Annotated in this window: 28 protein-coding genes; 9 read left to right on the top strand and 19 right to left on the bottom strand. The window is 70.6% G+C overall.

Annotation, left to right across the window (positions count from 1 at the left end):
* Positions 1 to 16: 16 nt before the first annotated feature.
* Positions 17 to 1,012 carry a DHH family phosphoesterase gene (locus ACZ3HL_RS03285; RefSeq protein WP_465529095.1) on the bottom strand — a complete coding sequence of 332 codons (996 nt, stop codon included), beginning with the start codon at positions 1,010 to 1,012 and terminating at the stop codon, positions 17 to 19.
* 40 nt (positions 1,013 to 1,052) lie between these two features.
* Between ACZ3HL_RS03285 and ACZ3HL_RS03280 the strand changes: the two genes are divergently transcribed.
* Entirely contained in the window at positions 1,053 to 2,096 is a 1,044-nt protein-coding gene (locus ACZ3HL_RS03280) for a TRM11 family SAM-dependent methyltransferase (RefSeq protein WP_465528492.1), read from the top strand.
* 19 nt (positions 2,097 to 2,115) lie between these two features.
* Here ACZ3HL_RS03280 and ACZ3HL_RS03275 read toward each other — a convergent pair whose 3' ends face one another.
* Both ACZ3HL_RS03275 and ACZ3HL_RS03270 read right to left on the bottom strand, forming a co-directional pair.
* Positions 2,116 to 3,144 (bottom strand): sensor histidine kinase, encoded by a 1,029-nt coding sequence (locus ACZ3HL_RS03275; protein WP_465415992.1) that lies wholly within the window; start codon positions 3,142 to 3,144, stop codon positions 2,116 to 2,118.
* 17 nt (positions 3,145 to 3,161) lie between these two features.
* Positions 3,162 to 3,821, bottom strand: a complete 660-nt coding sequence (locus ACZ3HL_RS03270) for a response regulator transcription factor (RefSeq protein ID WP_465415994.1) — start codon at positions 3,819 to 3,821, stop codon at positions 3,162 to 3,164.
* Between the two features lie 99 nt (positions 3,822 to 3,920).
* Here ACZ3HL_RS03270 and mptB point away from each other — a divergent pair, with 99 nt between their 5' ends.
* The gene (gene mptB, locus ACZ3HL_RS03265; RefSeq protein ID WP_465528490.1) at positions 3,921 to 5,375 is read left to right on the top strand and encodes a polyprenol phosphomannose-dependent alpha 1,6 mannosyltransferase MptB; all 1,455 of its coding nucleotides are present in this window, start codon (positions 3,921 to 3,923) and stop codon (positions 5,373 to 5,375) included.
* Here mptB and ACZ3HL_RS03260 read toward each other — a convergent pair.
* The 7 genes from ACZ3HL_RS03260 to rimP all read right to left on the bottom strand — a co-directional run bounded on the left by ACZ3HL_RS03260 (position 5,332) and on the right by rimP (position 12,124).
* Positions 5,332 to 6,162: an alpha/beta hydrolase gene (locus tag ACZ3HL_RS03260; protein ID WP_465415998.1), complete on the bottom strand. Its 831-nt coding sequence runs from the start codon at positions 6,160 to 6,162 to the stop codon at positions 5,332 to 5,334. The two genes, mptB and ACZ3HL_RS03260, sit on opposite strands and share 44 nt — an antisense overlap.
* Before the next feature lie 16 nt (positions 6,163 to 6,178).
* Positions 6,179 to 6,655, bottom strand: coding sequence for a 30S ribosome-binding factor RbfA (rbfA, locus tag ACZ3HL_RS03255; RefSeq protein ID WP_007029396.1), 477 nt, complete (start codon positions 6,653 to 6,655; stop codon positions 6,179 to 6,181).
* A gap of 27 nt (positions 6,656 to 6,682) precedes the next feature.
* Positions 6,683 to 6,976, bottom strand: a complete 294-nt coding sequence (locus ACZ3HL_RS03250) for a DUF503 domain-containing protein (RefSeq protein WP_465416000.1) — start codon at positions 6,974 to 6,976, stop codon at positions 6,683 to 6,685.
* 73 nt (positions 6,977 to 7,049) lie between these two features.
* On the bottom strand, positions 7,050 to 10,076 hold the full coding sequence (gene infB, locus ACZ3HL_RS03245) for a translation initiation factor IF-2 (RefSeq protein WP_465528488.1): 3,027 nt from the start codon (positions 10,074 to 10,076) through the stop codon (positions 7,050 to 7,052).
* Between the two features lie 145 nt (positions 10,077 to 10,221).
* On the bottom strand, positions 10,222 to 10,524 hold the full coding sequence (locus ACZ3HL_RS03240) for a YlxR family protein (RefSeq protein ID WP_465416004.1): 303 nt from the start codon (positions 10,522 to 10,524) through the stop codon (positions 10,222 to 10,224).
* A gap of 23 nt (positions 10,525 to 10,547) precedes the next feature.
* Positions 10,548 to 11,588 (bottom strand): transcription termination factor NusA, encoded by a 1,041-nt coding sequence (nusA, locus tag ACZ3HL_RS03235; RefSeq protein WP_126729275.1) that lies wholly within the window; start codon positions 11,586 to 11,588, stop codon positions 10,548 to 10,550.
* Positions 11,585 to 12,124, bottom strand: coding sequence for a ribosome maturation factor RimP (gene rimP, locus ACZ3HL_RS03230; protein WP_465416007.1), 540 nt, complete (start codon positions 12,122 to 12,124; stop codon positions 11,585 to 11,587). Before rimP ends, nusA begins: the two co-directional genes overlap by 4 nt.
* A gap of 135 nt (positions 12,125 to 12,259) precedes the next feature.
* Here rimP and ACZ3HL_RS03225 point away from each other — a divergent pair, with 135 nt between their 5' ends.
* Positions 12,260 to 13,186 (top strand): ferritin-like domain-containing protein, encoded by a 927-nt coding sequence (locus ACZ3HL_RS03225; protein ID WP_465416009.1) that lies wholly within the window; start codon positions 12,260 to 12,262, stop codon positions 13,184 to 13,186.
* 27 nt (positions 13,187 to 13,213) lie between these two features.
* On the opposite strand, the gene ACZ3HL_RS03220 is transcribed toward ACZ3HL_RS03225, so the two are convergent.
* From ACZ3HL_RS03220 to ACZ3HL_RS03200, 5 genes are all read right to left on the bottom strand, one after another.
* Entirely contained in the window at positions 13,214 to 13,834 is a 621-nt protein-coding gene (locus ACZ3HL_RS03220; protein ID WP_465528486.1) for a hypothetical protein, read from the bottom strand.
* A gap of 88 nt (positions 13,835 to 13,922) precedes the next feature.
* Positions 13,923 to 14,942, bottom strand: a complete 1,020-nt coding sequence (locus tag ACZ3HL_RS03215) for an aminotransferase class V-fold PLP-dependent enzyme (protein WP_465528484.1) — start codon at positions 14,940 to 14,942, stop codon at positions 13,923 to 13,925.
* 10 nt (positions 14,943 to 14,952) lie between these two features.
* Entirely contained in the window at positions 14,953 to 15,714 is a 762-nt protein-coding gene (locus ACZ3HL_RS03210) for an isocitrate lyase/PEP mutase family protein (protein WP_465528482.1), read from the bottom strand.
* A 424-nt stretch (positions 15,715 to 16,138) separates the two neighbouring features.
* Positions 16,139 to 17,644 carry a PH domain-containing protein gene (locus tag ACZ3HL_RS03205; RefSeq protein WP_465528480.1) on the bottom strand — a complete coding sequence of 502 codons (1,506 nt, stop codon included), beginning with the start codon at positions 17,642 to 17,644 and terminating at the stop codon, positions 16,139 to 16,141.
* Positions 17,641 to 18,183, bottom strand: a complete 543-nt coding sequence (locus ACZ3HL_RS03200) for a PH domain-containing protein (RefSeq protein ID WP_465528478.1) — start codon at positions 18,181 to 18,183, stop codon at positions 17,641 to 17,643. The genes ACZ3HL_RS03205 and ACZ3HL_RS03200 overlap by 4 nt, the downstream gene beginning before the upstream one ends.
* 55 nt (positions 18,184 to 18,238) lie before the next feature.
* On the opposite strand from ACZ3HL_RS03200, the gene ACZ3HL_RS03195 reads away from it, so the two are divergent.
* Positions 18,239 to 18,856, top strand: coding sequence for a TetR/AcrR family transcriptional regulator (locus ACZ3HL_RS03195; protein WP_465416021.1), 618 nt, complete (start codon positions 18,239 to 18,241; stop codon positions 18,854 to 18,856).
* Here the strand turns inward: ACZ3HL_RS03195 and ACZ3HL_RS03190 are convergent.
* From ACZ3HL_RS03190 to ACZ3HL_RS03175, 4 genes are read right to left on the bottom strand one after another with little or no spacing between them, the layout of a single operon-like run.
* Positions 18,841 to 19,203, bottom strand: a complete 363-nt coding sequence (locus tag ACZ3HL_RS03190) for a winged helix-turn-helix transcriptional regulator (RefSeq protein ID WP_016332590.1) — start codon at positions 19,201 to 19,203, stop codon at positions 18,841 to 18,843. The genes ACZ3HL_RS03195 and ACZ3HL_RS03190 overlap by 16 nt on opposite strands.
* A 35-nt stretch (positions 19,204 to 19,238) precedes the next feature.
* Entirely contained in the window at positions 19,239 to 19,820 is a 582-nt protein-coding gene (locus tag ACZ3HL_RS03185; RefSeq protein ID WP_465416690.1) for a TetR/AcrR family transcriptional regulator, read from the bottom strand.
* Between the two features lie 51 nt (positions 19,821 to 19,871).
* A complete protein-coding gene (locus ACZ3HL_RS03180) occupies positions 19,872 to 20,309 on the bottom strand; it encodes an SRPBCC family protein (RefSeq protein ID WP_465416024.1) in 438 nt (145 codons plus the stop codon).
* Positions 20,310 to 20,339: 30 nt separating this feature from the next.
* A complete protein-coding gene (locus ACZ3HL_RS03175; protein WP_465528476.1) occupies positions 20,340 to 22,133 on the bottom strand; it encodes a CocE/NonD family hydrolase in 1,794 nt (597 codons plus the stop codon).
* A 73-nt stretch (positions 22,134 to 22,206) separates the two neighbouring features.
* Here ACZ3HL_RS03175 and ACZ3HL_RS03170 point away from each other — a divergent pair, with 73 nt between their 5' ends.
* From ACZ3HL_RS03170 to ACZ3HL_RS03150, 5 genes are read left to right on the top strand one after another with little or no spacing between them, the layout of a single operon-like run.
* Positions 22,207 to 22,575: a hypothetical protein gene (locus ACZ3HL_RS03170; RefSeq protein WP_465416028.1), complete on the top strand. Its 369-nt coding sequence runs from the start codon at positions 22,207 to 22,209 to the stop codon at positions 22,573 to 22,575.
* Positions 22,572 to 22,736 carry a hypothetical protein gene (locus ACZ3HL_RS03165; protein ID WP_465416030.1) on the top strand — a complete coding sequence of 55 codons (165 nt, stop codon included), beginning with the start codon at positions 22,572 to 22,574 and terminating at the stop codon, positions 22,734 to 22,736. Before ACZ3HL_RS03170 ends, ACZ3HL_RS03165 begins: the two co-directional genes overlap by 4 nt.
* A 12-nt stretch (positions 22,737 to 22,748) precedes the next feature.
* The gene (locus ACZ3HL_RS03160; RefSeq protein ID WP_465416032.1) at positions 22,749 to 23,438 is read left to right on the top strand and encodes a response regulator; all 690 of its coding nucleotides are present in this window, start codon (positions 22,749 to 22,751) and stop codon (positions 23,436 to 23,438) included.
* Positions 23,435 to 24,784, top strand: a complete 1,350-nt coding sequence (locus ACZ3HL_RS03155) for a HAMP domain-containing sensor histidine kinase (RefSeq protein WP_465528474.1) — start codon at positions 23,435 to 23,437, stop codon at positions 24,782 to 24,784. Before ACZ3HL_RS03160 ends, ACZ3HL_RS03155 begins: the two co-directional genes overlap by 4 nt.
* 4 nt (positions 24,785 to 24,788) lie before the next feature.
* Positions 24,789 to 25,697, top strand: a complete 909-nt coding sequence (locus ACZ3HL_RS03150; protein ID WP_465416036.1) for a LysR family transcriptional regulator — start codon at positions 24,789 to 24,791, stop codon at positions 25,695 to 25,697.
* Positions 25,698 to 25,829: the final 132 nt, after the last annotated feature.

Raw genomic sequence — 25,829 nt, 5'->3', positions numbered from 1 at the left:
ACGATGACATCGTTCGTCAGAGCAGCGGCGCCCTCGACAAGGCCTCCCGCAGCTTGCCGAGCACCTCGTCCGCCGTGCCCTCCGCGGTGCACCCGGCCGCCTGGCGATGCCCGCCGCCACCCAGCTCCCCCGCGGCCGCCGAGACGTCGACGCCACCCGCCGAGCGGAGCGAGACCGTCCAGCGCTGCCGCGGCCCCGTCGGTTCGGCTTCCTTGAGCACCACGGCGACCCCGGCCTCGCGAGTGGACCGGACGACGTCGATGACCGCCTCGACCTCCTCGGCGCGCACGGAACGCGCGGCGTCGAGGGTCACCACGGCGTGCGCGAGGCCGAAGCCGCGTGCCTCGTCCGGCTCGAGCCTGGCGCCCGCGAGGACGTCCGAAAGCATCGGCAACCACGCGAACGGGTGATCGTCGACGATCTCGCGGACCACCTTGTCCGGGTCGACTCCGGCTTCGAGCAGCTTCGCGGCCATCAGATGGGTCGACGGGCGTGCCCGGCGGAACCCACTCGTGTCGGTGACGAGCCCCGCGTACAGGCAGCGCGCGATCGGCTCGTCGATCTCGGCGCCGAGCTCGGTCAGCAACGCGAAAACGAGGACCGCGGTGGCTTCGGCGGTGTCGTCGACGACGTGATGCGTGCCATAGAAGACGTTGGACGCGTGGTGGTCGATCACCAGGACGTCGCCGCCCGCCGCGCGAACGGCGTCCACCCGCGGCGCGAGCTTCCCGAGCCTGCCCGGGGTAGGCGTGTCGAGCGCGACCAGCAGCTGTTCGCTCTCCGGCAGCTCGCTCGCGGGAACGAAGAGCCCGCCGGCGTCCAGGCTCCGCAGGGTTTCGGGCATCTCCTCGGGCTCGCCGACCGAAACGCGGACCTTGACGCCTCGCTGCTGAAGCGCCCGGCCCAGGGCCAGCGCGCTGCCGAGGGCGTCGGCGTCCGGGCGGACATGGCCGAGCAGGGTGACGTCGGTGGCGCGCGCCAGCAGGGCGGCGGCTTCCTTCAGGTTCGGCACTGGAGTGGCTGTCACAAGCAGTCAAGCTACGCTCTACCGGATGTCCGAGTACGCGATCCTGGTCTACCCGTCCGCCAACCGGGTCTACACCGACTCCACTCCGGCCCTGCTGCGCGCGGAGCTGGCGGTGTTCGGTCTGTCCGCTTTGGAGACCGAGGTCTCCGAGATCGGCGAGACGGAACTCGGCGGCGTCGGCTACCTCACCTTCACCACGCCCGCCCCGCTGAGCGAACGCGATCTCGCGCTCCTGTCGAACCTTTCCGCGCTGTACGCGCTGTTCGAACTCGGCGACGGCGTCCTGAAGCCGGTGACGATCAGCCCGCTCGCGAATTTCGACTCGGATCTGCTGACCATCCAGAAGTACCCCGGCAAGACGAACGAGCTGTTCACCAAACTCCTCGTCAACGTCACCCTGATGTCGACGGCGAACCCGGCGGCGATGCTGGACGAACCGCTGCACCTGCTGGATCCGCTCTGCGGCCGCGGCACCACGCTGAACCAGGCGATGATGTACGGCTTCGACGCGACCGGACTCGACGTCGACGGCAAGGACTTCGACTCCTACGAGCTGTTCGTCAAGACCTGGCTGAAGCAGAAGCGGATCAAGCACAGCGCCGAATCGGGTCAGGTGCGCCGCAACAAGGTCCGCCTCGGCAGGCGGCTCGACATCGGTTTCGGGATCACCAAGGAGCGGTACAAGGCGGGTGACGTCCGCAAGCTGAGCTACCTCAACTGCGACACGCTCACCACCGACGAACTGCTGCGCCCGAACTCGGTGGACCTCATCGTCACCGACGCCCCGTACGGCGTACAGCACGGCAGCCACCGCACCCAGGACGCGTCGCTCGCGCGCAGCCCACGCGACCTGCTCGCGGCCGCCGTTCCCGTGTGGACACGGGTGCTGCGGCCCGGCGGCGCGCTCGGCATCTCGTGGAACACCAACGTCGCGCCCCGCGAGGAACTCGCCGCGATCCTGGACAAGGCGGGTTTGGTGGTCCGCGAGGACGGGCCGTTCGCGGAGTTCGCGCACCGGGTGGACCAGGCGATCGTGCGGGACCTGATCGTCGCCGCGAAACCGGCCTGACCGCTGCCCCGGAGCCAGGTCAGGGCAGCGTCACGTCGACGCGCAGACCGCCGTCCTCCCCCGGCACGGCGGTCACCCGGCCGCGATGCGCGCTGGTGATGGAGTGCACGATGGACAGCCCGAGTCCGGCTCCGCCGCGGTGGTTCACGCGGTCGGTGGTGAGCCGCCGGAAGGGCTGGAACAACGCGTCGACCGATTCGGCCGGTACGCGTTCGCCGGAGTTCCGCACACTCAGCGCCGGTTCGCCACCGACGACCACCTCGACCCGGCCACCCGGGTGGTTGTACTTGATCGCGTTGTCGACCAGGTTCTCGATCAGCCGTTCCAGCAGGATGGGGTCTCCGAGCAGGGACCGCTCCGTCGCTTCGTGACGCAGAGTCAGATCGTGCTCGGCCAGCCGCTCGGCGTACCGGGCAAGGACCGACTCCACCAGTTCGTCCAGCCGGACCGGCACCGTACCGGGCAGCCCCCGGTCGGCCTCGGCCAGCACGAGCAGGCCCTCGATCAGCCGTTCGTTGCGTTCGTTGACCACCAAGAGTTGCGTGGCCAGCCGTTGGACGTCGTCGGCACCACCGGTGACCACCGCGACCTCGGCCAGCGTCCGCTGCACCGCGAGCGGGGTGCGCAGCTCATGTGACGCGTTCGCGGCGAACCGCCGCTGTCCTTCGAAACCGACGGCGACCCTGTCGAGCATCCCGTTCACCGCGACGGCGAGCGCCCGCATTTCGCCGTCGGTCTGGTCCGCTCGCACGCGCTGACCGAGATTCCGCGGTCCCAGCTGCTCGATGGTGGCGGTGAGATCGGGCAACGGACGCAGCACCCACGACGCCACCGGACGCCGTAGCGAGATCAGGAGCGCGGCCACCGCCACCAGCGGCAGGAGCCACCAGAGCCCGCCCGCCGTGTCGGCGCAGCCGGTCCCCCGCGGGCAGAAATCGCGGTCCACGAACGTTCCGAGCACCATGCCCGCCGCCTTGGCGAGCGGATACGTCAGCACCAGGAGGGCGAGCAGGGCGCCGAGGAGAACCAGTTCGACGCGGCCACGCACCGACGCACGGGCCCGCCTCAGCCGCCCAACCGGTAGCCCGCCCCGGCCACGGTGTGGATGACCGGCGGTGTCCCGAGCTTCTTCCGCAAGGTCATCATCGTGACCCGCACCGTGTTCGTGAACGGGTCCGCGTGTTCGTCCCATGCCTTCTCCAGCAGTTCTTCCGGGCTGACGACCCGTCCTTCGGCGCGCAACAGCACCTCGAGGACGGCGAATTCCTTGGGGGACAAGGGCAACGGCCGGCCGTCGCGGGACGCGAACCGCTTCGCCGGGTCCAGTTCGACGCCGTCGACCTCGAGCACCGGCGGCAGCGCCGGGCGGGCACGCCGGGCCAGCGCGTGCACCCGGGCGACGAGTTCGGCGAACGCGAACGGCTTGGTGAGATAGTCGTCCGCGCCGAGGCCGAGCCCGCTGACCCGATCGCGGATGCCCGCGGCGGCGGTGAGCATCAGCACGCGGGCCTCCCCGTCGCCTTCGGCGATCTTCCGGCAGACCTCGTCGCCGTGCACCAGCGGCAGATCGCGATCGAGGAGAACGACGTCGTAGCGGTGGACCGCGACGCGTTCGAGCGCGGCGTCGCCGTCGTAGCAGACGTCCACCGCCATGCCGAGGTGCCGCAGGCCCTCCGTGATGGAGTCCGCCAGCATCCGTTCGTCTTCGGCCACCAGTACGCGCATCAACCGCTCCCCACCGGCCCAGTAGAACGACGCTCGGATAAAGGCCCGATAAAAGGCGACCTTAACGGCCCGGGACCATCCGCCGACTAGACCAGCCGCATGATCTTCACCGGTAAGTGCGCGACCGCCGTGGGCCTGGCCGGGTCCGTGCTGATATCCCTCGGGGCGTTCGGCGCGGGCGCGACAGGCCGAGAGAGTCCCGTGCCCGGCAGGACGCTCGCGACCGTGTCACTGTACTTCGGCCTCGTCCTGATGCTGGCGGCCTGGGTCCGATTAGGACAGTCGGCGGCGAGTGCGCGTGAGATCGTGCGGACGACCTGGCTGTGGTGCGTTCCGCTGCTCTGCGCGCCACCGTTGTTCAGCACGGACCTCTACACCTATCTGGCGCAGGGGGCCGTGGCACACGCCGGTCTCGACCCGTACACGCACGTTCCCGCCGAACTCCCGCCCTCGCCGATCACCGGCAGCGCCTCCGGCGGGTGGTTGTCGATTTCCTCGCCGTACGGTCCGTTCCAGATCCTGATCGTGAAGAGCGTCGTCGCCGTAACCGGTGAGAACGTCCTCCTCGGGGTCTTCCTGACCCGGCTCGCGCTGGTGCCCGGGTTGGCGCTGCTCTGCGTCGCCGTGCCCGTCCTCTGCCGCCACCTCGGCGCCCGGCCGGAACAAGCGCTGTGGATGACGGCGGCGAATCCCCTGATGGTGCTGTGCGTCGTGTCGGGCGGGCACAACGATCTGCTGATGGCCGGGCTGCTCGCGGCGGGGACGGCCCTCGTCCTCACCCGGGCACCGGGCACCGGGTTCGTGTTGGTCGCGCTGGCCGCCGCGGTGAAGGCGCCCGCGGCGGTGGCGTTGCCGTTCCTGGTGTGGGTGTGGGCGGCGCGGCGCTCCGGCGGGCGGCCCTCGGCCCGTGACCACGTCTTCGCGTTCGTGGCTTCGGTGTCCATTGTGGTCACCACCTTCGGGCTGTGCACAGTCGTCGCGGGAGTCGGCTTCGGCTGGCTTCGGACGCTGAGCGGGAACTCGGTGCTGGAACCTTGGCTGTCGATCCCGACCGCGGTGGGGAACATCGTCGAGGCGGTGCTGCCCACCGCCACCGGGGCCGTGGCGGCCTGCCGCATGGCGGGTTGCGGCATCCTCGCCTGCCTGGTGGCCTGGTTGTGGTGGCGTTCGCGCGCGGGTGGCGCGGCCGCTGTCCGCGGGGCCGCGGCGGCGCTGCTGGCGACGGTCGTGCTGGCACCGGTGGCGCTGCCCTGGTACTTCACCTGGCCGCTGGTGCTCGGAGCGGCGGCCAGGTGGCCGGTGTCGCGGGTCGCGGTCGCGGCGGGTGTTTCGACGTGGCTCGTCGTGAGCACCCACCCCGACGGCAAGACCCTGTTGCCGCCGTGGGGGTTCGGAGTGCTCTTGACGCTCGCGATCGGCGTCGGCCTGCTGACCGCTTTCTCTCGCATTTCGTCCTCTGAATGCGGTAGTTGGCATCACGAACTACCGCATCCAGAGGACGAAATGCGGGTCAGGCGATGCGGTCCCCCACGAACTTCAGCACGTCCGGCATGATCTCGCGCCAGTAGTCGTCGTTGTGCGCGCCCGGGGTCATCTTCGCGACGGCGGGATCCAGCGCCTTGATGAGCTTGCGGTCGGCGCGGGCGAAGGGATCCGAGTTCCCGCACCACACCCCGGTCGTTCCGGCGGAAAGGTCGCCGGTGTGCAGCAGCGGCTCGTGCGACTCCCATTGCGCGCGATCCGCGAAGACCTTGCGGGACTTCGCATCGGGCCAGCTCACGAACAACGCCGCGCTGGCGACGGCGACGGCTTTCAGGTCCTTGTGGTCACGGGCGTAGCGCAGTGCGCCGAACCCGCCCATCGAGATCCCGAACATCGCCGACGGGGGCCGCAGCTGGCGCCGGGCGAGCCAGCCGGGCAGTTCGTCGGACAGCATCCGCTGGGGATCGTCGGCCTTGCCGACGTCCACCCAGTAGTTGTCCCCGTCGACGGCGGCCACCGCGAACCCGGGCCGCCCGGCCGCGACGTTCTGGTTCAGCGCGTCCTGCACGCCGAGGTTCAGGAACGTGCGCGCGTCGGCGCCGCGCCCGTGCAGGGCGACGCAGACCGGCATCCCGACCCGGGACACCCCGTCCGGCGCGATGATGACCAGGTTGACGTCGCGGTTCCGCGCCGCGGACCGCATCTTCTGCACCGTGACCGCTTCGGTGAGCGGGGTCGGAGTGGTCGGTGGGGCCACCGGCGGCGGCCCCACCAGAGGGGGTTGCTCGGCACCGCAAGCGGAGATCAGCGCCGAGCCGCCGAGAGCCGCTGCTCCCAGCAGGAGACCACGCCGCGTCACGGCGTGGTCCGGTCCCTCAGCGACGGGTCTCCTCGTCGGCGAACTCATCGTCTTCGGCCTCTTCCCGTGGCGGCTTGTACGGGTCGGCTTCGCCGGCGTGCTGCGCCCCAGTGGCCCGCCGGGCGACCTCCGCGTCGGCTTCCCTGGCCTTCGCGAGGAGATCTTCGATGCGCTTGGCGTCCTCAGGAATGCTGTCGGCCACGAAGGCCAGCGTCGGGGTGTAGCGAACACCCGTGCCCTGACCGACCTTCGTGCGCAGGACCCCGCGGGCGGACTCGAGCGCCGCCGCGGCACCGGCGTGGTCGGGCGTGGACTCCAGGTTCTCGCCGAGCACCGTGTAGTAGACCGTGGCGTCGTGCAGATCCGCCGTGATCTTCGTGTCGGTGATCGTCACGTGGTTGAGCCGCGGATCCTTGATGTCGTGCTCGATCGCGTGCGCGACGATCTGTGAGATCCGCTTGGCGAGCTTACGAGCCCGAGCGGGGTCGGCCATGGGGTTTCGTCTCCTCGAAGAATTTCGTCAGTCGTCCGGGCCGAGCAGCCTGCGGTGGGTGGCGAGCAGTTCGAATTCCGGCCTGCTCCCCACGAGGCGCTCACACGAGTCGAGCACGTCACGAACGTGCTCGCCACTCGCCGCGACCACGGCCACACCGATCAGCGCGCGCCGGTGCAGGTCTTGATGGCCCGCTTCGGCGACGGAGACGTCGAAACGCCTGCGCACCTCGGCCAGCACCGGCTTGATCACGGATCGCTTCTGCTTGAGCGAGTGGACGTCGCCCAGCAGGATGTCGAGCTCAAGAGCTCCTACGAACATGTGGGGTTCTGGGTTGTTTCGAAGGTGAAGCGGCGCTCCCCCGCCCAGATGCGGGGGAGCGCCGCTTTGTCACTTACGCACGCGGCTTTTCGCGCTGCTCGTAGGTCTCGATGATGTCGCCGACCTTGAGGTCGCTGTACGACCCCAGCGTCAGACCACACTCGTACCCGTCGCGGACCTCGACCACGTCGTCCTTGAACCGCCGCAGCGAGCTGATCGGCAGGTTCTCGGCGATGACGGTCGCGTCGCGGAGCAGGCGGGCCCGCGCGTTGCGGCGGATCTCGCCCGAGACGACGAGACAACCGGCGATGGTGCCGATCTTCGACGACTTGAAGACGTCGCGGATCTCCGCCTTGCCGAGCTCGACCTCTTCGTACTCCGGCTTGAGCATGCCCTTCAGAGCCTGCTCGATCTCCTCGATCGCCTGGTAGATGACCGTGTAGTACCGGACGTCGACGCCTTCGCGGGTGGCCCGCTCGGTCGCCTTGCCCTGCGCACGGACGTTGAAGCCCAGGACGATCGCGTCGGACGCGGTCGCCAGGTCGATGTCGGACTCGGTGACGCCACCGACACCGCGGTGCACGACGTTGAGTTCGACGTCGTCGCCGACCTCGAGCTGCACCAGCGAGGCTTCGAGCGCCTCGACGGTACCGGAGTTGTCACCCTTGATGATCAGGTTGAGGCTGTTCGTCTCCTTCAAGGCGGAGTCGAGGTCCTCGAGGCTGACCCGCTTGCGGCGCGACGCGTTGAGGGCGTTGCGCGTCCGGGCGGAGCGGCGCTCGGCGATCTGCCGGGCGACGCGGTCCTCGTCGACCACCAGGAAGGTGTCGCCCGCGCCCGGCACCGAGGTGAACCCGATGACCTGGACGGGACGCGACGGGTACGCCTCCGTGACGTCGACGTTGTGCTCGTCGACCATCCGGCGGACGCGGCCGTAGGCGTCACCCGCCACGACCGAGTCACCGACGCGCAGCGTGCCTCGCTGGACCAGCACCGTGGCCACCGGACCGCGGCCGCGGTCGAGGTGGGCCTCGATCGCGACACCCTGGGCCTCCATGTCCGGGTTGGCCCGGAGGTCCAGCGCGGCGTCGGCGGTCAGCAGGATCGCCTCGAGCAGGCCGTCGATGTTGATGTTCTGCCGCGCGGAGATCTCGACGAACATCGTGTCGCCGCCGTACTCCTCGGCGACCAGGCCGTACTCGGTCAGCTGCTGCCGGATCTTGTCCGGGTTCGCGCCTTCCTTGTCGATCTTGTTGATCGCGACCACGATCGGCGCCTTGGCGGCCTGCGCGTGGTTGATCGCCTCGACCGTCTGCGGCATCACACCGTCGTCGGCCGCCACCACGATCACCGCGATGTCGGTCGAGTTGGCACCACGGGCACGCATGGCGGTGAACGCCTCGTGACCCGGGGTGTCGATGAAGGTGATCAGACGCGGGTTGCCTTCGAGCTCGGTCTCGATCTGGTAGGCGCCGATGTGCTGGGTGATGCCGCCGGCTTCACCTTCGCGCACCTTCGTCTTGCGGATCGTGTCGAGCAGGCGGGTCTTACCGTGGTCGACGTGACCCATGATGGTCACGACCGGCGGACGGACCTGCAGATCCTCTTCCTCACCCGCGTCTTCGCCGTAGGTGATGTCGAAGGTCTCGAGCAGCTCCCGGTCCTCTTCCTCGGGACTGACGACCTGAACGTTGTAGTTCATTTCGCCGCCGAGCAGTTCCAGGATGTCGTCGGACACCGACTGCGTCGCGGTGACCATCTCACCGAGGTGGAAGAGCACCTGCACCAGCGAAGCCGGGTTGGCGTCGATCTTCTCGGCGAAGTCGGTCAGCGAGGCACCACGCGGCAGGCGGATCGTCTCGCCCTGCCCCTTGGGCAGACGGACACCACCGACGCTGGGCGCCTGCATGTTGTCCATGTACTCCTGGCGCTTCTGCCGCTTCGACTTGCGGCCCTTGCGCGAGGGACCACCGGGACGCCCGAAGGCACCCGCGGTACCGCCACGGCCACCGGGGCCGCCACGACCGCCGCCGCCACGGAAACCGCCGCCACCGGCCGGGGCACCGCCGCCGCCACCGGGGCCACCGCCACCGGGACGGAAACCGCCGCCACCGCCGCCACCGGGACGGAAGCCGCCACCGCCGCCACCACCGGGACCGCCGCGGAAACCTCCGCCGCCGCCACCGGGACCGCCACGAGCGCCGCCACCGGGGCCACCACGGGCTCCGCCGCCGGGGCCACCACGGCCGCCACCGGGACCACCGGCCGGACGGGCCGGGCGGCCCGGCATCATGCCGGGGTTCGGGCGCGGGGGCATGTTGCCCGGGCTCGGCCGGTTACCGCCGGGCGCGCCGCCACCGGGACGCGGGGCCGGACGGTCGCCGCCCTGCCCGCCACCGGGACGCGGCGGACGGTTGTCGCCGCCCTGCTGGTTGCCGCCGCCGGGACGCGGGGCGGACGGGCGCGGGGCCGGGGCACCGGAACCCACGCCGAACGGGTTGTTGCCGACACGCGGGGTGCGCGGGCCGGGCTTCGGGCCGCCGGGCTTGGGGCCCTGCGGCTTCGGCGGCACGACCGAACCCTGCGACGGCGTCTGGGACGCGGGCGGGGTGGCCGGTGCCGGCGGGACGTCCTTGGCCGATTCGGGCTTCTTCGGCTCGGCCGGAGCGGCCTTCGCCGCCGGAGCGACCTCTTCCTTGGGCGCCGGCGGCCGGGGGCCGGGGCGCGGGCCCGGGCGGGCGCCCGGAGCGGGCCGGGACGGCTGCTGGGCCGGGGCCGACTGGGCCGGCGCGGACGCCGCGGGGGCGGCCGGGGCCTCGGACTTCGCCGCGGGCGCGGGCTGAGCGGGCTTCGCGGCCGGAGCCGGGGTAGCGGGCTTCGCGGGCGGCGCGGGTGAAGGACGGGGGCCGGGGGTCGGAACCGACTTCTTCTTGCCGTCCTTGGACGGATACGCGTCACGCAGACGACGGGCGACCGGCGCCTCGACGGTGGACGACGCGGACTTCACGAACTCGCCCTGTTCCTTCAACTTGGCGAGAACTTCCTTGCTGGTGATGCCGAGCTCTTTCGCGAGCTCATGTACTCGGGCCTTGCCTGGCACAGCTCTCCTCATCTGGGGAGGCCGGCGGCAGACCCGCAGACCTCGTCCTATTGTCGCGCGTTCATTGATTCAGCTTCACGGCTGACTCATGACGGGTCGACCTGCTTCCTGATTCCATCCGGCACCGGGGATGTCCCGGCGCCTTTTAGCCTTCGGCGTGCCGCTCCAGGCGTTCGTGGACACCCTGGGCGTCGAGCGACCCTGGAACACGAAGTGCCCGGGGGAACGCCCTGCGCCGCTCGGCCTTGGCCAGACAGTCCGGCACGGGGTGCAACCAAGCACCCCGGCCCGGCAACCGCCGACGTTCGTCGACGATCAGCCGACCGTCCGCCGCGACCACTCGCAGCAACTCGCCGATCAAGGCCCGTTCACGGCAACCGACACACGTGCGGACCGGAGTTTCCCGGTCACGCTGGAGGTCGGTTCCCGGCCGCGGGCTCTGAACCACTCGTAAGTCTAGCGCTTCGACCTTCACTCAGCCGAACCGGTTGCCGCGGCGGGCCGCGCCTGCCCGGCGTGTGCTTCGTCACCCTGCTCGGGAGCGGCGTCGCTGCGGATGTCGATCCGCCAGCCGGTGAGCCGGGCGGCGAGGCGGGCGTTCTGCCCTTCCTTGCCGATCGCGAGCGAAAGCTGGTAGTCCGGGACGACGACGCGAGCGGTCTTGGCCTTCTCGTCGACGACCCGTACCGACACAACCTTCGCGGGCGACAGCGCATTCCCGACGAACTTCGCCGGGTCTTCGGAGAAGTCGATGATGTCGATCTTCTCGCCCGCCAGCTCGCTCATCACGTTGCGCACGCGCGCGCCGACCGGGCCGATGCACGCGCCCTTGGCGTTGACGCCCGGCACCGTCGAGCGGACCGCGATCTTGGTCCGGTGTCCCGGCTCCCGCGCGACGGCGGCGATCTCCACCGTGCCGTCGGCGATTTCGGGGACCTCGAGGGCGAACAGCTTGTGCACCAGCTTCGGGTGCGAACGGGACAGCGTGATCTGCGGGCCCCGGTTGCCGCGCGAGACGGTCACGACGTAGGCCTTGATCCGGTCGCCGTGCTCGTAGGTCTCGCCGGGTACCTGCTCGATCGCGGGCAGCACGCCTTCGATGTCGCCGACCTGGATGACGACCATGCCGCGGGCGTTGGCGCGGGCGTCGCGCTGGACCACGCCGGCGACGATCTCGTTCTCCTTGGCGGAGAACTCGCCGAAGGTCTTCTCGTGCTCCGCGTCGCGCAGACGCTGGAGGATGACCTGCCGCGCGGTGGTCGCCGCGATCCGGCCGAAGCCCTCGGGGGTGTCGTCCCACTCCTCGTCGGTCTGACCGTCCGGGGTGAGGGTGTGCGCGAGCACCCGGACCAGCCCGCTCTTGCGATCGATGTCGATCCTGGCGTGCGGCTGGTGGCCCTCGGTGTGCTTGTACGCGGTGAGGAGCGCGGTTTCGATCGCTTCGATCACCGTCTCGAAGGGGATGTCCTTGTCCCGTTCGATCGCGCGCAGCGCGGCGATGTCGACGTTCACTTCGGCTCCTCCTTCGGCTCCGTGGTGGCGGCGTTCAGGGCCGACGCATCGTTTTCCAACAGTTTCAGGTCCTCGGCAGGTGGTTGCTTGAACTCGATCTCGATGACCGCCTTGGTCACCGAGGCGTAGGGGACGTCCCGGATCTCGCCGTCCACGAGCACCCGCGCGGATTTCTCCCCCGCGTGCCCGACGCGGCCGATGAACGCCGCGCCTTCGGCCGGGGTGACCTTGACGAGGCGGAACTTCGCGCGCCGCCAGTGCCGCCGCACGGTCAGCGGGCGGTCGAGCCCCGGTGAGGTGACTTCGAGCGTGTACGCGCTGGCGATCACGTGCTCGTTCTCGTCGAGCGCGGCGGAGACGGCGCGGCTGACGCTCGCCACCTCGTCCAGCCCGACGCCGTCGTCCCCGTCGACGACGACCTTGACCAGCTGGCGGCGGCCTGCCTGCTGGACCTCGAAGGAATCGAGGTCGAAACCCGCGGCCTTGACGGCTTCGGCCACGATGGGCTCCAGCCTGCTGGCGAGGTCGTTGGGCACGGTGGAGCGCTCCTGTTCGGCTGTGGGCGACCCGGCGGCGTGGATCCGGGTTCGGTAGTGGACCAGCTTATCCGGTCACCCCCGCGTGACGCGCGAGCGGCGGCCCCGCGCGGGGTACTGGCAGGATGGGGCGGCGTGACCGGAAGATCGACAGAGCCGAGCCGTCGCACTTTCCTGCGGATGGGAGCGCTGGCCGCGCTGGCCGTGCCGCTGGCGTCCGCCTGCTCCCCCGGCTTCGACGAAACCCCCGACCCGCTGGGCCCCCTGCTGCGCGCGGCGGAGACCGACGCGGCCGGCGCGAAGGCGCTGGGCGCCGAGGGCGAAGCGGTCGCGACCGCGCGGGCCGCGCACGCGGCGGCGCTCAAGACCGAGGTGGACCGGCTCAACCGGCCGAAGCCCGAGCAGTCCGGCCCCGCCGAGAACCCGCCCTCGTCGGTGGACGGCCTCAAGGAACGGCTGGCTCAGGCCCGCAAGCAGGCCGAGGGCCTCGTACCTTCGCTGCCCCGCTACCGCGCCGGGATGGTCGCTTCGATCGCGGCGGGCTGCGCGGCGCTGCAGCAGAGTTCGGAGAAGCTCGGCCGCGGCGACGACGCCGGAGCGGTCGACGTACCCGCCGGGATCCAGCTCGGCGGGGAAACGGCGGAGGCCGTCCAGCAGGCGCTGGCCGCCGAACACGCCGCGATCTGGGTGTACGGGCTGGTCAGCGCGTACCTGCCGGCCGCGTTCACCGGCGCGGTGGCCCGGGGCACGGCCGAGCACGTCAAACGGCGGGACGTCTGCGAGCGGATGCTGTCCGCGGCGGGTCAGACCCCCACCGGCCCGGAGGCCGCGTACGTGCCGCCGAGGCCGGTGACCGAGGCGAACTCGGCGATGGAACTGGTGGCGACGGCCGAGGCGGACGCGACCTCGGCCTGGCTCGGCGTGATCGACCGGACGGACGACGCGGCCCTGCGGACGACCGCGCTCAACGCCCTGATCGGGTCGGCGCGGCGGGGCACGGCGTGGCGGGCGGAGTTCGGCGCGAAGCCGGTGGCGATCGCGATGCCTGGCCAGTCGGCGTAGCTGAAGAACGCTTTCAGCCCACGGGCGTCAGCGGCGCAGGTCGCCCGAAAGCCGCAGTGCGTCGGTCGCGATCCGCTCGATCAGCTGCTTGTCGGTCTGCTTGTTGTAGAAACCGGCCAGCACGATGGCCACTTCCGGCCCGCTGACGTGGGAGTCGTAGGCCGCGTCCTGCCCGGAGATCTTCGGGGCGCCCTGGTCCTTGAAGGTCCCGTCACGGACCAGGTCGGACACGTTGCCCGTGCCGTCCTTGTCGGTCAGCGCCTTGAGCTGGGACGCGGTCACCTCACCGGGCATGGTGACCAGGACGACCGACACCAGCGCCTTCTTCCCCCCGGCCTCGGTCGTGTACAACGCCCGCGAAAGGCGCGTGCACGGCGTGTCGCTGAAGAACTTCTTGGTGTCGCCGTAGGCCTTGCTCGCGCAGTCGGAGGTGACCTGCGGTCCTTCGACCAGCGTGTACTGGAACTGGCCGGTCTTGGCCGGCGGCTCCGCGACCTGGGCGGGCTCCGGCTCGTGCCGGATGAGCCACCAGAGCAGGGCGGACACGACCGCGATGGCGACCAGCCCGGCGCCCTTCAGCGCCAGGCCCTTGGTGTCCCTCGGCGGATTCGGCGCGGGCGGCGGCCCGCCCGGCCCTGCCGGTCGCACCGGCTGAAGCCGGGCCGTTTCCGTCGGTCCCGGGGTAAATTGCGCACCAACCACGGGAACATACGGTAGTTCACCCCGTTCCGGCGGTTCACCTGAACGTGCTTATCACCCGTTCGACGTCGTCGGCCGTGTTGTAGAGATGGAAGCCGAATCGCTGCCTTCCGGCCCGGGTACCGGCCACGATGCCGGCTTCCCGCACCCGGTGGGCGTCGGCTTCGAGCGAGACGATCGCACTCCCCTGACCGGGTGAGCCGAGCGCTTCGAGGAGCGAGTCGGCGAGCCCCACGCAGTGCGCGCGGACGGCGGCGAGGTCGAGCGACGCGAGGTAGTCCAGCGAGACCGCGGCGCCGACGAACGCGAGCCAGGCCGGGGACAGGTCGAGCGACCGGGAGCCCTCGGCGAGCCGCAACGGGAGGCCGTAGACGGTCTGCCAGCGGTCCTCCCCCGCGTACCAGTTCGCGGCGACCGGCACCGCCCGCTCCAGCACCCGCGGATGCGCGGCCAGCCACGCCGCCCCGCGCGGCGCGAGGAGCCATTTGTAACCGGCGGCGACCACCCAGTCGGCCCAGCCGAGGTCCAGTGGCTGCCAGCCGGCGGCCTGGGTGGCGTCGAGCAGAACCGCGGTACCCGACGCCTCGGCCGCGGCCCGGAGGGCGGCGAGGTCGGCCTGGGCGCCGTCCGCCGACTGGACGACGCTGACCGCGACGAGGTCGTGCCCCTCGACGCGGGCGGCCAGCTCGGCCAACGGGACTTCGGTGACCTTCACCCCGCGGTGCGCCTGAGCCGCGAACGGGAAGGTGACGCTCGTGAAGTCGTTCGCGGCGGCCAGCACGCTGGCGCCGTCGGGCAGTCCGGCGGCGACGTTCGCGATCAGCTGCGAGACGGACGCCCCGATCGCGACCCGCTCCGCGGGGACTCCGATCAGCGCGCCGAAGCCCGCCCTGGTCCGCGCGACGGGCTCGTCGAAGTCCGTCGGACGGGCTTCACCGCGGCGCCACCGCTCGACCGCCTCCGCCACGGCGTCGGCCACGTGCGAGGGCGGGACGCCGATACTGGGCGTGTTCAGATAACCGGGCGGGACGGCGAATTCGGCTCCGAAGATCTGCATGCTCCCGAGATTAGTGAGATTCCGGAAGCAGGGCGGCGACGTCGTCGTACGACGGCGGGGTCAGCGGGAGCTCGCCGCCGTCACGAACGGCCTCCACCGTGCGCAGCGTGGCGGCCAGCGCCATCCGGTACGGCAGCGAACCGAGGCTGACCCGCGCGACACCGAGCCGGGCCAGCGCGTCGACGGTGACCTTGCCGGGCAGGAACAGCAGGTTCACCGGCACCCCGGCGGCCTTCACCAGCCGCTCGACGTCCGCAGGCTCGGCGAGCCCCGGCACGAACACCCCGTCGGCCCCGGCGTCCACATAGGACAGACAGCGGTCGATCGCGGCGCCGATGTCGGGCTCCCCCAGCCAATGGGTGTCCGTGCGGGCGTTGACGAAGATCCTGGGAGCCCGTTCCTTCGCCGCCGCGATCTTGGCCGCGTGCCGCACCGGGTCGCCGAGCGCGTCTTCGAGGTTGATGCCCGCGACACCGGCTTCGGCGAGCTCCGCCGCCAGCGCGCCGACCTCGCCCGGGTCTTCGCTGAACCCGTCGGCGAGGTCGACACTGATCAGCGCGTCCAGCCCGGCGAGCCGCCGCGCCAGCCGGACGGTGGCGTCCTTCGAGGACGGCGCGCCGTCCGGCTCGCCCTCGGCGGCCGAGACCCCGAGGCTGGTCGTGCCGAGCGCCGGGAAGCCTCGCGCGGCAAGGAAGGCGGCCGTGCCGAACTCCCAGACGTTCGGCAGGAGCAGCGGGGAACCGGGGACGTGCAGGGCGGCGAATGCGGTCATGGCACGACGGTAACCGCCCGATGCTTCGGTGACGGCCGAAGCGTCGGGCTCGTGAGTGGTAAGGACGCTCTGTAGAGGGCAAAGTGGGGTGGCCGCACCTCCGCGGGGCGCGTTCCGCTCGACGCCCTGCACTCGGGTACGCATGTCGCGAAAGCCACTTTCGGGACATCTGGTGTCCCGAAAGTGGCTTTCGCGACGCCCGGCGACACCTGACCGGCCGCGCACCCTCGCCGACGTTGCGAAAGTGGCTTTCGCAACGCCCGGCAACACCTGACCGGCCGCCCACCCCCACCGACGTTGCGAAAGTGGCTTTCGCAACTCGACGGTCACCGGACGCGTGCGCGAACCCGATGAATGAAGGGCCCCTTCGCCGCATCAGACGCAGCGACGGGAGCTTTCGCAACACGGTCGCCCGCCCAGAGCGTCAGGCCCGTTCCAGGAAGGGCGTCAGCAGCTCCGGCACGGACTCCTCCGCGAACAGCAGCCCCTGCTCCTCCCCCGCGTCGTACACCGAGTACGCCCCGGCACCGGCGGCCGTGGTCGCCACGACGGTCAGCAATCCCTTGCGCCGCTGGAAGATCGACTGTTTCACCGTCCAGCCGATCACGCCTTCGCGTTCCAGGGCGAACGTGCTCCGCCGCACGGTCCCGTGCCGTCCGACGAGGTACCGCCCGGTGATCCCGTGCCCGAGGTTGCGATAGGCGTCCAGCGCCAGCAGCACCGACACCGGCAGCAGCACGACACCGAGCGCGGCACCGATCACCAGCAGGACGCCGGTCAGCAGGAAGCCGAGGAGCGCGAAGATCGCGAGCAGGACCACCACCGAACCGACCCACCAGCGCAGCAGCCGTCCCCGTGCGGCACGGGGGTGGGCGGTGAGCCGGACGGCTTCGGTCGGCGAGACCGGTTCGCGCAGCACCGCCGCGGCGACCCGGTTGGCCGTCGCGACCGGCGCGGCGGGCAGGAGCGTGTGGTAGTCGGTCTTGTCCTTGTCGTCGCTCTGCCGCATGCCGGTGGCGATCGCGTCGACGCGCGCCGCGCCGGAGATCCGGTTCCCGAGCGGCTCGACGAGGTCGATGCCGCGCATCCGGCGTTCCTCGATCGAGATCGAGCGCGTGGTGAACAGCCCGCGGCGCACCCGGAGCGTGCCACCGGATTCGCGGTCGAGCCGGTAGTTCCACCACATCTCGATCCACAGGCCCAGCGCGCCGACCACGCCCACGACCATCGCGATCGCCAGCAGGATCAGGATCGCCACCACCAGCGGGATCCCGCGGAACAGGCCGATCACCCAGTCGACCAGGCCTTTCTGCAGGCCCGCCCATTCGGAGACCTGCATGAGGCCACCGCCCGCCGCGAGGCCCAGTGCCGGCGTCAGGAACGACATCGGCGCGTAGCGGATCCAGCGCCGGTCGAGTATGGCGAGCGGCGCGTCGTCGTCGGTCTCCGCGATTTCCGTGCGGCGCAACAGGTCCGCGCGCAACCGCTCGGCCTCGGCGCGAGAGACGGGGTTGAGCTTGATCCGGCCCTGCCCGCCCGATTCGTGCGAGCCGGTGCCGATGGTCACCACCGCGACGCCGAACAGCCGGTGCAGCGGGTTCGCCGTCAGGTCGACGTTGCGGATCCGTTCCCGCTGCAGGGATTTCCGTGAGCGGAACACCAGGGTGAACGCCGTCTCCATGCGGTCCGGCGTGACCCGGTACCGCACGCCCTTCCAGTAGAAGAGGTCCGCCAGCACGCCGCCGGCCACGAGCACCACCCCACCCGCGGCGACCCAAGCGAGCGCGACCCAGAAGCTCGCGCCGCCGCCCACGATCGCGGCCGTGGTCGGGATCGCGGCGCCGACGGCCGCGCCGGTCATCATCACCGCGGTGACGGCGAGCGTCCGCTTGTCGAGTGTGCTCCAGCCCTCGAACTCGCCCGAGGTCATGTCGCGTCCCCCGGCGTCGCCTGCGTCGTTTCGGTGAGCTGCTCCGCGAGGCTCGCGGCCAGTTCTTGGTCGAGCCCGCGGATCTTGACCGCGCCCCGCGCCGACGCCGTGGTGACCGTGACGGTCGCGAGCTTGAACACCTGCTGCAGCGGACCGCGCAGCGTGTCCACGGTCTGGATCCGCGACATCGGCGCGACACGCCACTCCTGCCAGAAGAACCCGGAGCGGGCGTACACCGCCGTCTCCGTCACCTCCCAGCGATGCACCTTGAACCACCACAGCGGCATAGCGATCACCCAGGCCAGGCCCAGTACCGCGAACACCGCCGCCGGTGTCAGCAGCCAGAGCCGCGCGGGCGTGATGAGCAGCCCGAGCACCACCAGTACCAGCACCGGCGCGCCCCAGAAGAGCGTTCCCTGCAGCCGCCACCAGCCCACGACCCGCTGATCCAGCGCGTTCCGCGGCGGCCTCAGCCGCACCTTCCCCCGTTCGGCTTCCACCGAAATCACCCCCGACGAATGTTTACAATGCGATCGCATCGTAATAGCGTCGGACAGTAGTGGCAATGCGATCGCATGGCAAACAGCGGAACGGATGGTGAAGGTGCCGAAGCAGGTGGATCACGCCGCGCGGCGCGCGGAGATCGCCGAGGCACTGACGCGGCTGACGGCCACGCGGGGCCTCGAAGGAGTCAGCCTCCGGCACGTCGCCGCCGAAGCGGGCATGTCGATGGGCTTGGTGCAGCACTACTTCAAGACCAAGGACGAGATGCTGCTGTTCGCCGTCGAACGCCGCTCGCAGGTCTACGAAGAGCGCATCAAGGCCCAGCTGGAGGCCGGCGAGCTGCCGTCGACGCCCAAGGCCATCATCCGCGCGATCATGGTCGAGATCCTGCCGCTCGACGAACGCCGCCGCGGCGACTGGCTGATGGGGGTCGCGTTCTTCATCCGCGCGATCTCCGATCCGTCGTTCGCGGCCGCGTTCACCGACGGCGTCCCCCAGTTGTTCGAGCTGTTCGCCCTCCTGATCCGCCAGGGTCAGGAGGCGGGCGATGTCGACAAGTCGGCCGACCCGATGCACGAATCCGCGATCCTCTGGGCACTCGCCGATTCACAGGGCACCAACATCGTGATGCAGCACCGCACACCGGACGAAGCGCTGTCCACTGTGGACTATCACCTCGACCGGCTGTTCGGTCAGGCGGTGAGCTGACCGTCGTAGTTCTTGCGCGCGTCGAGTACTTCGCCCATGTGGACGCGAGCCCATTTGTCGAGCATCTCGAGTGGTTCGGCGAGGTTGCGGCCGAGCGCGGTCAGCTCGTACTCGACGTGCGGAGGGATCTCCGGGTACGCGGTGCGCGTCAGGATGCCGTCGCGAACGAGGCTGCGCAGCGTCTGGGTGAGGACCTTCTGTGAGATGCCGCGCACGCGTTTGCCGATCTCGGTGAACCGGAGCGGGCCGTCGCCGAGCACGCCGACGATCAGCACGGTCCACTGATCGCCGATGCGGTCGAGCAGCGCGCGGGTGGGGCAGTCGGGGTCGTACGGGTTTCCGAGCACGTGACCTCCTCACTCTCCCCAGGAGAGTAACATGCCTAGTGAGAGGGAGCGGGCTGCATCAGCGCCTCGAACAGCAGGATCAGATGACGGCGGCCGCGTTCCCAGCGCGCCTCCAGTTCGGTCTGGTCGCGGGTCGCCCAGCTGGCGATGAGGATGCCGCGGACGACGTCCATCGCCGTGTACACCGCGTGCAGGAACTCCGGATGCGCCGAATGGTCCGGCAGCAGCGCCTTGCCGAACTCGACCAGGCTGCTCGTCGCGATCGGCTCGACCACGGCCATCTGGGCCCGCAGTTCCGCGTCGGTCCGCGACGCCACCCACAGCTCCACCGTCGCCGAGAAGACCGGCCCCTGGTGCATCTCCCACAGCAGCTGCAACGCGTCCCCGACCGGGTCGGCCGACGCTTTGAGCCGGTCGATCTCCGCCATCGCGACCTCGGTGCGCTTGGCCGCGAGATGCCGGATCGCGGAGGTGACGAGGTCGGTCTTGGTCGGGAAATGGTGCACCTGCGCGCCGCGGGTCACCCCGGCGCGATCCGCGACGCGGGTGGTCGTGGTGCCCGCGTAGCCGTATTCGACGAGACAGTCGATCGTGGCGTCGAGCAGCCGCACGCGCATCGCGGCGCTGCGTTCCTCCTGGGTGCGTCGTGGGGCTGCCATGCGCCTACTTTATGGTGCGCCGCGCGAGGCGCGCGCCACGAGGCTCTCGACCATGCGCCCCAGGAAGTGGCCGAGGAACCGGCGGTAGAACCAGCCGGTACCCGGGATCTTGGCGGTGAACGTGGAATGCCAGTGGATCCCGGTGCCGTTCCGCTCGGGGGTGAGGTCGACGTAGGCGCGGTAGTCGCGCAGCGGGAGCCCCTTCTTCAGGGCGTAGCCGAAGCGCTTGCCGGGTTGGAGCGCGATGACCTCTTCGCAGCTGTTGACGCCGTTGGTGCTGAAGACGCCGACGGCGCCGAGGCCGTTCTCGTCCCCCTTTTCGAGCAGGCGGAACGCGCCCATGGGTGACCAGTCGGGCCAACGCTCGCGGTCCACGAGGAGGGCGTAGACGGTTTCGGGGCTCGCGCTCGTGTGGCCGTGGGCGGAAATGCGCTGGATCTTCGCCATACGTGCTCCTTCTCTCTCGCATTCAGAGGACTAACTGCGCCGGGCGACCGGCACCGAGAGCGAAGTCCCGTCCAGCTCGAACGTCACCCGGGTACCGAGCGCGGGCAGCGCCGGGTCGAACATGTCCCCGTCGGTCCCACCCAGGACGAGCGCCAGCCGGTGCCCCGCCGGGACGACGTGGTCGAGGCTGCTCAGCCGGAAGGTCATCGTGTACGCCTTGCCGGGCACGAGCGGTTCGCCCCGCCACAGTGAGCGGTGGTGGCCGAGATCAGCCCAGCCGGTCGCCACGATCCGTTTGTCCACAGTGGTCAGATCCGCGACCGTGTCCAGGAAACAGCCGGTGTCCGCGTCGGTGCCCGCGCCCCAGCAGGAGCGGGTCGTCAGGTCCTTGGTGCCCAGCGCCGGGAATTTCGTGTTCCGCACGGTCGCGGGGCCGTAGTCCACCAGGACCGCGCCGATCCGGGCGGCGGGTTTGTCCGGGCGCGCCGTCACCGTGACGGTGGCGGTCCCTGCGACACGCGTGTCCGTTCGCGCCGGTTCACCCGTGAAGACGAGCCGACCCGGGCTGGGTTGCGACGGGTTCTCCACCCACTGCGAAGCCCCGCGCGCTGGATCGTCCGTCACCGAAGCCGTGCCTGGCGACGGGCGATTCCCCAGCCCGCCCGACACCGCGGGCCACAAGACGTGCGACCGCGTGACCGGTGGCCAGCGGCGCTCATCGGTCCAGCGATCCGGGGTGTGCTCGATCCGGATCGCGGGCTCGGTCTCGACGCCGTTGCGGACGCCGAGCAGCCAGCGGTCGAACCAGCGGTGCAGGGTCTTCACGAACAGCGACCGGTCGAGGTCGAACGGGTCGACGTGCGCCGCCTGATGCAGCCACGCCTTACGCGGCACGCCGTGGGAGTTCAGCGCCTCCCACCACGGCCCGAACTGGATCGGGTTGACGTTGAGATCGTGGAAACCCATCGACGCGAAAACGCTCGCGCGCACCTTGCCGGTCTTCGCGACGTAGTCGAGCCCGCGCCAGTACTCGTTGAAGTTCCCGTCTGTCCCCGCGCGCCGCGCGTTGTCCTCTTCGAACGGACGGCACAGCTTCTCGGCGCGCTCGTTGTAGAAACCCGGGCCGCCGGCCCAGCCGAAGTAGGCGCCGTGCGAGTTGTGGACCTCGTAGTACGAGCTGACCCCGGCGATCGGCACGATGGTCTTCAGGCCCTCGATCCCGGACGCGGCCATCCCGATCGCCGTCGCCCCGTCCTGCGACTTCCCGATCGCGCCGACCGATCCGTTCGCCCACTCCGCCCGCACCCGCCCGGGTCCGAACGGCGTGCGGAAGGCCTTGGTGCGCCCGTTGAGCCAGTTCACGACGCCGTTGCCGGACGCGACGTCGTCGAAGCACCCGGACGAGCGATTGGTGCCCCCGACGTCGACCAGCACGACCGCGTACCCACGCGGGACGAAGTAGTTGTCGTAGAAGAGCGGGAACTGCGACGGCGTGCCGTCGGGGAGGTACGTCTTCGGCTGGCGCTCGTTGCCGCGCCCGACCTTCTCGAAGTACGGGCTGACGTCCATGATCACCGGAACGCGGTGCCCGCGCGCGGCCGGTTCCGCCGGGCGGATGATGTCGGCGGCGACCCGGTCGATCCGCCCGTCGCGGTCGAGGTCCTGGCCGGTCTCCACCCAGGCGGTCTCCCGGATGGCCTTCTCGTAGGAGAACACCGGCTCGCTGACGCCGCCGCGCAGGACGAACGCGGGTGACGCGACGGCGGGCGCGGCGGTCAGCAGCAGTGTCGCCACCACGGTGGCGGTCAAGGTCTTGAGCCCCATCGTCCGAGTATCGCTTACCAAACCCGAACATTTCCCCCACATTCCCCGTATCCGGCCGCGCCACGCTCTTCGCATGCTGAAACACACCATCGCCGCCTGCCTCACCGCGGCAGGCCTCGTCACCCTCGCCCCCGCCGCCTCGGCCCAGGCACCGATTACCCTGAGCCCCGAAGAATCCCGGACGCTGTGCGCCGAATGGCTGCCGAAGCTCACCCAGCGCACCATCAACCTCACCGAACGCGTCAACGGTGGCCCCGAGGTCCGCGGTTCGGTGGCGAATCTCAAGGCCAGGGCCGAAGGCCAGCGCAAGAAGGGCCACAACGAGGCCGCCGACCGGCTTCAGAAGCGCGCTGACAAGCGCGGCGGCAGGCTTCCCGAGCTCACCGCGGCGAAGCAGAAGCTCGACGCGTTCGCGAACGCGCACTGCAAGGCGGGCAAGTGAAACGGCTCCTGGCCACCGGCTTGACCGCCCTGGCGCTGTTCGGCACAGCCGCGTGCTCCGACGACGAGCCCGCTCCGAGCCCGGCGCCGGGACAACTGAGCGACGTCCAGCACACCCTCGACTCGATCGAGCGGGACATGGCCGGCGACCCCGCCCCGTGACAGGATCGGCCGGTGACGACACAACCGGGACGCGGGCTGGTACTGGTCGTCGAGGACGACCCCGCGATCGCCGAACTCGCTTCGCTGTACCTGCGGCGGGACGGGTTCGGCGTGCACGTGGAGGCGGACGGCGGCGCGGCACTGGCCACGATCCGGCGGCTGCGCCCGGTCGCGATCGTGCTCGACATCGGACTGTCCGGAATGGACGGTATCGAGATCTGCCGGGCGCTGCGCGCCGACGGCGACTGGACGCCCGTGCTGTTCGTGACCGCCCGGGACGACGAGCTGGATCGCTTGCTGGGCCTGGAGATCGGCGCCGACGACTACCTGACCAAACCGTTCAGCCCGCGTGAACTCTCGGCGAGGGTCCGGACCGTCCTGCGCCGCGCCGCCGGATCACCTTCGCCCGCCGAGACCTACACGGCGGGCGGCGTGCGCGTCGACGTCACCCAGCGCCGCGTCTGGGCCGAAGACACCGAGATCGCGCTGACGTCGACCGAGTTCGAGCTGCTCACCCATCTGGTGCGGCGGCCCGGCCAGGTGTTCAGCCGCGAACAGTTGCTCAGCTCCGTCTGGGGTTACGCGGCGTCGGCGGGCACGCGGACCGTCGACGTCCACATCGCCCAGCTGCGCGGGAAACTGGGCGAGCACAGTCCGATCAGGACGGTCCGCGGGATCGGTTACGCGGCGGACGCCGGATGAACCGGACCTCGCTCGCGCTGCGGATCACCGTGGTGTGCCTCGCGGTCGCCGCGGTCGCGGTGGTGGTCGCCGGGCTGGTCGCGGCCCGGCTCATCCGCACCACCGGCACCGACGTGCTCCGGCAGTCGCTTTCCGCGCAGGCCGACGTGGTCGCGAGCCAGCTCGACGAGACCGGGATAGGCAACCGGCTCCGCGTCGGTAAAGCCGCGGAAGTCGTTCGAGGACAAGGGATCGACGTCGTCGTCCGCCGTCCGAACGGGACGATCGACGGCGACGGGACGGTCGCGGCGATCGCCGCGAGCAAAACGGGGTTCGCGCGTTCGGGCACGGTGCTCGTCGAAGGACGGCGGTACCTGGTGGAAGCCCGCGCGGTGGGCGCGAGGGGTGCCACGTTCGCGCTGGTCCAGCCGACGGAGATCGGCGAGGCGCGCGGCAGGACGCTGGTGCGCAACACCGTGCTCGCGCTCGGCGCCGGGCTGGCGGTCGCCGCGATCGCCGGGCTGCTCCTGAGCCGGATGCTGTCGCGGCCGCTGCGCCGGGCCGCGTCGGTGGCGAACGGGATGCGGTCCGGGCGCCGTGACCTGCGTGTTCCGGTCGAAGGGCCGTCCGAGGTCGCGGACGTGGCGAAATCGGTCAACGAACTGGCCGACGCCCTGCAGTACAGCGAGGCGCGGCAGCGCGAGTTCCTGCTCTCGGTGTCGCACGAACTGCGGACGCCGCTGACCGCTGTCACCGGGTTCGCCGAGGCGATCGGTGACGGCGTGGCCGAAGGCGAGGACGCGCGCCGCGCCGGACAGACCATCCATCGCGAGGCGGAACGGCTGGAACGCCTGGTCAGCGACCTGCTGGAACTGGCGCGGCTCGGCGCGGACGAGTTCCGGCTCGACCCGGCGCGCCTCGATCTCGCGGCGCTGGTCGGCGAATGCGCGGACGTCTGGCGGCTGCGTTGCGCGCGGCAGGACGTCACGCTGCTGGTGGAGCGGCCGGCCGGTGAGGTGCCGGTCGTCGCCGATCCGCGGCGGCTCCGCCAGGTCGTCGACGGACTGGCCGAGAACGCCCTGCGCGTGACCCCGGCGGGCGCGCCGATCGTGTTCTCCCTGGTGGCGGCCGACGGGCAGGCCAGGCTGGCGGTGCGGGACGGCGGGCCCGGTCTGGCGCCGGAGGACTACCCGGTCGCGTTCGAGCGCGGGGTGCTCAACAAGCGGTATCGCGACAGCCGCCCGGTCGGTTCGGGCATCGGGCTCGCGCTGGCGCACGGGCTGGTCACCCGGATGGGCGGGACGCTGACGGCGGGACCGGCGCCCGAAGGCGGGGCCGCCTTCACCGTGGCCCTGCGGTTAGGGTGAACGCGTGGAGATGTTGCACCTGCGGTATTTCGTGGCCGTCGCCGAGGAACTGAACTTCTCCCAGGCGGCCCGCAGACTGCATATGGCCGCCTCCCCGCTGAGCCAGCGCATCAAGGACCTCGAACACGAACTGGGCCACAAGCTGTTCGACCGCAGCACGCATCACGTCACGCTCACCGCGGCGGGCTCCGCGCTGCTGCCGATCGCGCGGGACGTCCTCGACCAGGTCAACGCGATCCCCTGGCGGTTGCAGGAGGCGGTGAAACCCCGGCGGAGCACCGTGTTCGTCGGCATCCCCGCCGGCGTACACCCGGCCCTGCGGGAACGGGTCAAACGCCTCGAAGAACGCTGTCGCGACCGGTTCGAACTCAAGCGCTGGCCGGGCACGACACCCGACCTGGTCGCCGCGGTGCACGAGGGCAAACTGGCGCTGTCGCTGGTCAGGATGCCGGTCACCGATCCGGCGCTGGAGATCGTCCCGGTGCAGGTGGAACGGCTCGGCGCCGTCGTCCCGGCCGGCCGGTTCGCCGGACGGGAGACCGTCACCATCGCCGAACTGAGTGATCTGTCGTATATCCCGTCCGCTTCGGAAAGCATTCCGGCCTATTCGGACGACATGGACCACACCCTGTCGAAAGCGGGCATCAAGAAAAGGCTCAAAGTCGGCGGAACCGAATATTCGGGCATTTCCGAGCTGGTGGCGAACGGTTCGTCGTTCTCGATCACGATGCTGGATCCGGCCAGCCCGATGCATCTGTTCCTCGTCGACGGCGCCACCATCCTCCCGTTCTCGGATTTCCGGCCCCAACTGGAGACCGCTTTGGTCTGGCGACGCGACCGGGCCGAGGAGGGCGACCTCGCCGAGCTCGTCGCCGGGGTCCGCGAGATCTTCGCCGAACCGCTTTCGACCTGATCGAGACCCCCGCGGTGCGCGGCGGCCCGACGGGAAGACGGTGTTGCGAAAGCCACTTTCGCAACGTTGAAGGTTGCGAAAGTGGGTTTGGCACCCATTCCACCGAGGGCCCAGGGCCGGCACCGGGGTGTG

The sequence above is a fragment of the Amycolatopsis sp. NPDC000009 genome, from assembly GCF_055563465.1.
This window is presented reverse-complemented; position numbering and strand designations above follow the sequence as displayed.